The following is a 7,661-nucleotide window of genomic DNA, read 5'->3' as shown; positions in this document are numbered from 1 at the left end:
TTGAAATTTGAAGGTGGGTATCACGGCATGAGCGCCGAAGCCCAGATGAGCCTTGCCCCAACACGCCAAGTTAATTTTCCGCAAGCTGTGCCCGATAGCGCTGGCATTCCGCAATCTGTCCGTGACGAGATGCTGATCGCCCCGTTCAATGATCTAGCAGCTGTTGAGATGCTGTTGGCAGAGCATGATACTATTGCCGCGATTATTGCAGAACCACTACAGCGGATTATCCCGCCGCAACCTGGGTTTCTGGCCGGGCTACGGGCGTTATGTGACAAATATCATGTGCTTCTGATTTTTGATGAGATTGTCACCGGCTTCCGTTTGGCCTATGGCGGTGCCCAGGAACGATATGGCGTCACGCCTGATATCTGCACGCTTGGTAAAATCATTGGAGGCGGCTTCCCATTAGCCGCGTTGGGCGCGAGCGCAGAGATTATGCAGCATTTTGATAAAGCGATTGTTGGCGGTGATAAATGGCTAATGCAGCTGGGCACCCTATCAGGCAACCCGGTGGCGTCTGTTGCGGGTCTCAAAACAATGGAAATTCTGCGCCGGCACGGCCAATATAAAACATTGCGCCAGACAGGGAAACGCCTGCAGAACATGCAGTCTGACCATTTGAATAAGGCGGGCATTCCGCATCAGATTGTTGGCGATGAAACCCTGTTTGATGTGCTGTTCACAAAAGATAGTTGCATTGATTACCGCAGCACAAAACATAACCTGCCCGCGCTGGCTACATTATATAATCAAACTCTGCGCGAACAGGGTATTTTGAAATCACCGTCAAAGCTGTACCCGTCGCTGGCGATCAGCGAAGCGGATCTGCATAAGACAGAAGCAGCGGTGAATAAGGCGGTCGATGCGATATCACATATCTGAAGCTGAAATCTTTACGATTGTCAAAAGCCATCAGCTGTCGTGGCCAAATGCTTGAAAAAGGAAGGGCGTGGGGCTGTAAAGCATGAGACCAGTGCGGTTAGCGGGCGCCTTGCCACAGAACTGATTTTATCTGGCCGCGTGTTTATCGCCGAAGACGCCTATAATTGGGGGGTTGGTTAACGCGGTTCTACCAGCTGGTGAATTGATCCCGCATGTATTAGCAATTGCAACTCACATTGCGGCGAATGCACCGATTACGGTTCGCCAAGCAAAACAGACGATTGATCGGGGCCAGGATATGAGCCTCGCCGCTGGCATGGTGTTGAGATCGACTGCTATAACCGCACAGTTGGCACCGATGATTGGCGCGAGGGTGTGCTGGCTTTTAACGAAAAACGCACCACGCAATTCACCGGCAAATAACGCCCAGGCACTAGCGTACCGCGCGTCCATCTTGATCAAAGAAATGCACGCGCGCCTCGTCAAATTTCAGACCGACAGATTGTCCGGTGGAGAATTCCGTTTGATCGGGCACCCGAACAGTCAGCATCCCCAAGTCACCACAATCCACATAGATAAAACTATCCGATCCCAAATATTCATATAGCGCCACCGTGCCTGTGCAATGCGCGCCCTTGTTACCGCTGGTCACGGTGATATGTTCGGGCCGAACACCCACGGTCACAATTGCGGCGTGATCCCCCTGTGCTCGTATTTTCAGAGACTCGGCATTCAAGGCAAATCCCTTGGCATCGGTTTTACCCGCGATAACGTTCATTTTCGGACTGCCAATGAACTGCGCAACAAATAAGCTATCAGGCTGTTCATAAAGCTCACGCGGCTTCCCAACCTGTTCAATGCGGCCATCATTAAGCACCACGATTTTATCAGCGAGCGTCATCGCTTCAACCTGATCATGGGTCACATAGACCATCGTTGATTTCAAATTCTCATGCAACTTGGCGATCTCGAAACGCATCTGCACACGCAATGCCGCATCGAGGTTTGATAGCGGCTCGTCAAATAGAAACCCCTTTGGTTCGCGCACAATCGCACGACCAATGGCGACACGCTGGCGTTGGCCGCCCGACAATTCTTTGGGCCGGCGATCAAGATAGGTATCAAGCTCCAAAATGGCCGACGCCGCGGCGACCTTGGCATCAATCTCAGGCTTTGTCATACCAGATGTTTTCAGGCTAAAGCCAACATTCTCGGCAACATTCATATGCGGATATAGCGCATAGGATTGAAACACCATTGATAGCGCGCGCTCGGACGGGACGCGGTCGGTTACATCCTCATCATCGAGATAAATCTTGCCGTAGCTGGTATCCTCCAGACCGGCGATCATCCGCAATAAGGTGGATTTACCGCATCCTGACGGCCCGACGAACACGACCATTTCACCATCAAGAATTTCCAAGTCAATGCCGCGGATGACCTGAACGTCACCGAACCATTTTTCGACATTTTCCAGCTTGATTGCACCCATGGTCTTCCTCCTAAGCCGTCGATGATCGGGGCAATGACGGGCTTGCCCATGCCAGCCATAAGGCGGCGGTCCACGAGAAATCAGTGCCAATACAGCCATCACCAGTGACTGGATCAAAACATTCATAAAAACCCGATTGGGTGATCAGCGCACCAAGATCATCGCGCATCTTCAACGCCATTTCACCTTTGCCCTGTTCAGCAAGACCCTGCGCAATCATGAAATTCATCTGGCACCAAATAGGGCCACACCAATAACGCTGGCTCTCAAAACTCGGCATGTCAGGATCCCAGCTAGACTGGCTAAATTTAGTCTTGGCAGCAATCCGGCGCATATGACCTAGGGTTTGCTCGCGTTGCTCTGGGGTGCCAACACCCGCATAAAAGTTAAGCGCACTGGCATTTGAAAATCCGTTGGAAAAGACACCGCTACGCACATCACGCGCACAATAGGCACCAATTTTATCATTCCAGAAATAATCAGCCGCCCCCTCTGCCGCGGTAATCCAGCTGCTAATCTCGTCAACCACATCATGGCGACCAAGGCGCTGGGCAATGTCGAGAAGATCACGATCAGCCCGTAACAGGATAAAGAAAATCCCCGGATCCGCCATTAGAAACGGACCATCATTCGTTAAAATTTTCTGGTTCCAGTCATGATCACGACCAAATTTTACGATGGTGATATATTTGTCATATTCATCCATGCTCGGGCGTTGTAACGGATCCGCATGTTCGATATCCTTGCGCTTATAAGGCTCCAGCTCTGGATCGGTTTGCATATTATTGAGGCCAATTTGCCAATCCGGACAATTATCCCGGCCCGTCTCCCACGGATGAACCGTGCATACGACATCGCATCCATCTGGGGTGCGTTCATTATGCCACCAGCGATGCCATTTCAAAATGCTATCAAACATCACCTCGACGTGGCGCAATCCGGCATCACCTTGTTCATTCGCAAAGCGCAGCACCACACTTGCAAGTACCGGCGGCTGTGAAATACCACTTGCCGAAATCGTGCTTTTGTTAGTCTGCCAAACAGCCGGACCGGGAAAGTAATCAGGGTCATCTTGGCGGAAAATGATATGCGGAATCATCCCGTCTTCGGCCTGACCCTCGACAAGACTTTCGAGCTCAACCCACGCCCGTTCACGATCAAACGTATCCAGCCCTATCGCAATAAACACCGAATCCCAATTCCATTGGAACGGATATAAACGCGCTGTTGGAATGGTGAATCCGCCACGGTCATTCTTTTGTAAAATCTTTGCCGCTTTCGCATCCAACTCACTGGTACCTGTATCAAGAGCCATCTTGCTATCCTTTCACACTTCCGGCGGTCAGGCCGGATACCAAATATTTTTCAAACCAGAGAAACACAACCAGAACGGGCGCAGTGGCAACAACCGCGCCTGCCATCAAATGCTGGCGCGGAACCTCGGAGGAATTGAGGGAAACCACGCCGCGTGACAGAGTAAACATGCTAAAATCGTCGAGGAACATGAACGCAAACAAGAACTCATTCCACGCAATCATGAACACATACAAAGAAACAGAAGCCAGCGCCGGCAATGCCAATGGCAAGGTAATTTTGGTGATGACTTTTAATCGGCTCAGTCCGTCCATCAAGCCTGCTTCTTCAAGTTCACCGGGCAATCCACGGAAATATCCCTGCAACATATAGAGCGCAACCGGAATGGTCGTTGCCGGATACACCACCAACAACCCGATCAGCGAATTGCGCAAGCCAAGCTGGGAGAACACCGTATAGAGCGGGATCACCAGCACGATTGCCGGAACCATATAAATTAGCAGAATTGAACGCGATAAAAACGCCTGTCCCGGAAAGCGCAATCTAGCCACCGCATAGGCGCCCGGGATTGCAAAGAACAGGGTGATGAGTACCGTGATCACCGACACGATCGCTGAATTCATCAAAAATGTGCCAAAGTGGAATTGCGTGAACAGCTCTATGTAGGAGCGGAAAAGGCTGGCGAACCCTTGGCCAAAATCAATTGAAAAATCGAGTGGGTTGCCAAGCAGGGATTGCTGGCTTTTCAGGCTAGTCATAACCATCACATAAAATGGTAACGCCACAAACACACTGAACAGCACCAATCCCAAGCCCTTTAATAGACGTATAACCAGCAGTTCGATCCGGTAGCGTTTCGCCCCTCCTGCCTGATAACCATCAAGGCATAGTGTCAGCGACAGCACACTAAGTGCCGCCCAGATTAAGAGCGCGGCAAATTGGTAAAGCGGCTTTTCCGACAGGGGCGTTGAAAACGGACTGCCGGCGGTCACCAGCAGCAAGCCAACCGCCACCCCAAGTATCAACAGATTCTGGCGGCGCCAACTATGCTGGAATGCAGGGAAAAATATCACCGCGCCGCCAGTCACAACACCAACCAACGCGGCCATACCGATTGTTGGTACCGCAATAAGACCGGAGACCAGCATCAATAACAGGCCGGTCAGGGTCATCCATAAACCGCCCCATATCGCCCCGTATAACAGCGCCATCCATGTGATCACACCAAAGCGCATTAACCATCATCCTGTGGCGAGAATTTGAAGAAAATCAGCGAGAAGGTGAGCAAAACAACAAACACCACAACCGCCACCGCCGCACCAGCGCCGAGGTTTGATACCGCAAACGCCTGTTCATAAACATCAACGGTAAGCGTGCGCGTCCCCGCCGCACCCCCAGTCAAAAGGAAAATATCGTCAAATTTATTGAACGTCCAAATGAAGCGCAACAAGAACAAGACCGACAGGATGCCCAATAACTGTGGCAATGACAGATACCAGAATTGCTGGAACGGCGTCGCCCCATCCATCTCGGCGGCCTCATACATATCGCTGGAGATCGATTGCATACGGGCCAGAATAAACAGGAAGGATAGCGGGAAATACCGCCATGATTCAAAAATGATAACCGTCGTCAGTGCCATCGGAAATTGGAAAGTAAGGCCGAATATCGAGACATCAACATTGGTCTGTCCAAGGAAATTAATCGGCCCGGTCGTCGCCCCCATTTGTTGGAGCATGGCATTAAAGGTGCCGCCCGGCCCCGCATCGAGCAAGAGAACCCATGCAAAGGCAACGGCAATAACCGGTGCCACATAGGGGAATAGAAACAATCCCCGCAACACCGCCCGACCACGAAAGGCAGTGTGCAAAATCTGTGCGGCAAACAGGCCTAGCACCAACGCCCCAACCGTTCCAAAAATCGTGTAATAGAACGACACGCGCAACACATTCCAAAATTCCTGAGCCGAGAATATCTTTTCAAAATTGGCTAAGGTGAAATCCAATGAGGTCAGCACATTGCTGGTTTCATACGCAGCCAATGGCTTGGTATCGCGCGGCCGCACACCATTATCGAGATAGACTTGGCTCGCCACCACCGGCAGTTTAAGATCGAGCCGCTCGCCGCCCGCCAAGGTCCCGATATCACAATTTATCTGCTGGTCCGCAACCAAACACCGACCATCATCGATTTGGCCGTTACTATTGGTTACAAGCGTCAATCCAGTCGGAATTTCATCGCTAAAGGTAATGTTGCGCAGTGCTTCTTTCTTTGATGAATTGCGCATTCGATAGCGCAAGATAACCTCGTGCCCATCGGCCTTTGGTCGTGGTTTGAGCTGTTCGTTAATCATCGGTCGGGCGGCCCGAAGATCACCCAATTCAACCGACTTAAAACTAATCCAGAAATTCGCAAAGAGCGGAATAATGACGATACTGAGGACAATGAAAAATGTCGGCAGTAGCATCATATAGGCCAGACGGCGTTCACGCATAGCCAGAGCGCCAACGCCAGTCGGCGGGCCCTTTAGTTCTGGTAGACTTGATGGTGCGCTGGTCATTTTCAATAAATCATTCAAAAGTATAGGGTGCAGGACAGCCACAAGACTGTCCTGCCATTTATTATTTAGAGGGCTTTATGTTTCGCAACAATTTCAGCCGCCGCATCGTCCAATGAAACTTCACCATCGATATATTTACGGATCACTTGTGACATCACACGAGCGTTAACGATCTTTGACGCTGTTGCCAGCTGACCGTCTTTAACACCCCAGCGATCGCCAACTGCTAGACCAGCAACGATGTCATCGATGACGTTCTTTGGGTAGATGTTGGCCAAAGGCTCTTTACGATCTACACCAACATCAAGACTTGCCCACAGCTTTTCATAGCTCTTGTCGCCGCCCCAGTTACCCATACGGACTGGGAACTTGCCTTCAGGTGCCATGCCCAACCAGTCGCCATAGCCTGATGACAGAGCGAACTTGATGAACTCGCCAGCAACATTAGCATTGGCGTCGGCAGTGATACCAAGATAACGAACGTCAGCATAAGCCGCGCCAGATGCATTACCCGGTCCAGCAAACACAGTCACGAAACCAGTATCCTTAGCAAGTGCCTTTGATGTTGGATCATCATTGATGGTTACTGGTGCGCTGTCGCGAAGACCACCCAACTCGTCAAGCAAAGACGGTGACCAGACGATCATCGCAGCTTTACCGCCGAGATACATTTCGCGAGACTGTTTCCAATACAGATCGCCTTCTGGAGACGCATCAGCAATGGTCTTATAGAAAGACAACGCAGTCTTTAGGTTTGTTGTGTCTTCATTGATTGAGCCATCGGCATTAACTGGGTTGTAACCAGCCGCCAGAGAAATATGCTCGATCAACTGCATCATGTATGTTTCGTCGATCTTTGTCGCCGCAACAAAACCGTACATTGACGGTGGGTTATGAAGTGCTGCAATCGCTGCTTCTATATCAGCAAATGTCTTTGGTGGATTCAGACCAGCGGCCTTGAACAGATCCTTGCGATATACCACCAGCTGGGTCCAGCCATCGGTTGGAACCGATACGATATCACCATCTGCCTTGGCCATGTTAATAGGGCCAGCGGCAAATGTGTTCAGACCAAGATCGTCAACAACGTCAGTCGCCGCGCCTGTGTCAAGAATACCAGCCTCGGCAAAAGGCAGCAAATGCTGGACTGTGTGGTTCAGAATGTCTGGCAAGTCGCCAGCTGCAAAAGCAGCCGTTGCGCGTGTGGCAATGTCCTTTTCAGACACAGCAACCACGTTAACAGTATGACCTGTCTTGCGGTTAAAGTCCGCGGCCATTTTTTCTTGACGGGCCATGCGGTCAGGCTGTTCTTCCATTGTCCACATCGTAATGGTATCAGCAAACGCTGATGACATCACTGATGCCGACAGAACGGCGCCAACACTCAACATAGTGAGTTTATTCATTATC

General features: G+C 50.8%; 7 protein-coding genes. 2 read left to right on the top strand and 5 right to left on the bottom strand.

Annotated elements, in window-relative coordinates; all coding sequences use genetic code 11:
• Together ACTF7Q_RS09630 and ACTF7Q_RS09625 are read left to right on the top strand one after the other, a co-directional pair.
• Positions 1 to 885: aminotransferase class III-fold pyridoxal phosphate-dependent enzyme (locus tag ACTF7Q_RS09630; protein WP_438997622.1), on the top strand; the 885-nt coding region annotated here is incomplete at its 5' end.
• A 51-nt stretch (positions 886 to 936) separates the two neighbouring features.
• Positions 937 to 1,065 (top strand): hypothetical protein, encoded by a 129-nt coding sequence (locus ACTF7Q_RS09625; RefSeq protein WP_438997621.1) that lies wholly within the window; start codon positions 937 to 939, stop codon positions 1,063 to 1,065.
• A 253-nt stretch (positions 1,066 to 1,318) separates the two neighbouring features.
• Here the strand turns inward: ACTF7Q_RS09625 and ACTF7Q_RS09620 are convergent, their stop codons facing one another.
• From ACTF7Q_RS09620 to ACTF7Q_RS09600, 5 genes are all read right to left on the bottom strand, one after another.
• Complete coding sequence (locus ACTF7Q_RS09620) at positions 1,319 to 2,377, bottom strand: ABC transporter ATP-binding protein (RefSeq protein WP_438997620.1); 1,059 nt, start codon at positions 2,375 to 2,377, stop codon at positions 1,319 to 1,321.
• Positions 2,378 to 2,387: 10 nt separating this feature from the next.
• A complete protein-coding gene (locus ACTF7Q_RS09615) occupies positions 2,388 to 3,692 on the bottom strand; it encodes an MGH1-like glycoside hydrolase domain-containing protein (RefSeq protein WP_438997619.1) in 1,305 nt (434 codons plus the stop codon).
• 4 nt (positions 3,693 to 3,696) lie between these two features.
• A complete protein-coding gene (locus ACTF7Q_RS09610; protein WP_438997618.1) occupies positions 3,697 to 4,926 on the bottom strand; it encodes a carbohydrate ABC transporter permease in 1,230 nt (409 codons plus the stop codon).
• Positions 4,926 to 6,251 (bottom strand): carbohydrate ABC transporter permease, encoded by a 1,326-nt coding sequence (locus tag ACTF7Q_RS09605; RefSeq protein ID WP_438997617.1) that lies wholly within the window; start codon positions 6,249 to 6,251, stop codon positions 4,926 to 4,928. Before ACTF7Q_RS09605 ends, ACTF7Q_RS09610 begins: the two co-directional genes overlap by 1 nt.
• Positions 6,252 to 6,316: 65 nt before the next feature.
• The gene (locus tag ACTF7Q_RS09600; protein ID WP_438997623.1) at positions 6,317 to 7,657 is read right to left on the bottom strand and encodes an ABC transporter substrate-binding protein; all 1,341 of its coding nucleotides are present in this window, start codon (positions 7,655 to 7,657) and stop codon (positions 6,317 to 6,319) included.
• Positions 7,658 to 7,661: the final 4 nt, after the last annotated feature.

Source organism: Puniceispirillum sp. (SeqCode) (assembly GCF_965657105.1).
Classification (GTDB): Bacteria; Pseudomonadota; Alphaproteobacteria; order Puniceispirillales; family Puniceispirillaceae; genus Puniceispirillum.
This window is presented reverse-complemented; position numbering and strand designations above follow the sequence as displayed.

Coding starts and splice junctions, on each gene's coding strand:
- ACTF7Q_RS09620 (WP_438997620.1), bottom strand. CDS start 2,377: ATGGGTGCAATCAAGCTGGAAAATGTCGAAAAATGGTTCGGTGACGTT.
- ACTF7Q_RS09610 (WP_438997618.1), bottom strand. CDS start 4,926: ATGCGCTTTGGTGTGATCACATGGATGGCGCTGTTATACGGGGCGATA.
- ACTF7Q_RS09605 (WP_438997617.1), bottom strand. CDS start 6,251: ATGACCAGCGCACCATCAAGTCTACCAGAACTAAAGGGCCCGCCGACT.
- ACTF7Q_RS09600 (WP_438997623.1), bottom strand. CDS start 7,657: ATGAATAAACTCACTATGTTGAGTGTTGGCGCCGTTCTGTCGGCATCA.
- ACTF7Q_RS09615 (WP_438997619.1), bottom strand. CDS start 3,692: ATGGCTCTTGATACAGGTACCAGTGAGTTGGATGCGAAAGCGGCAAAG.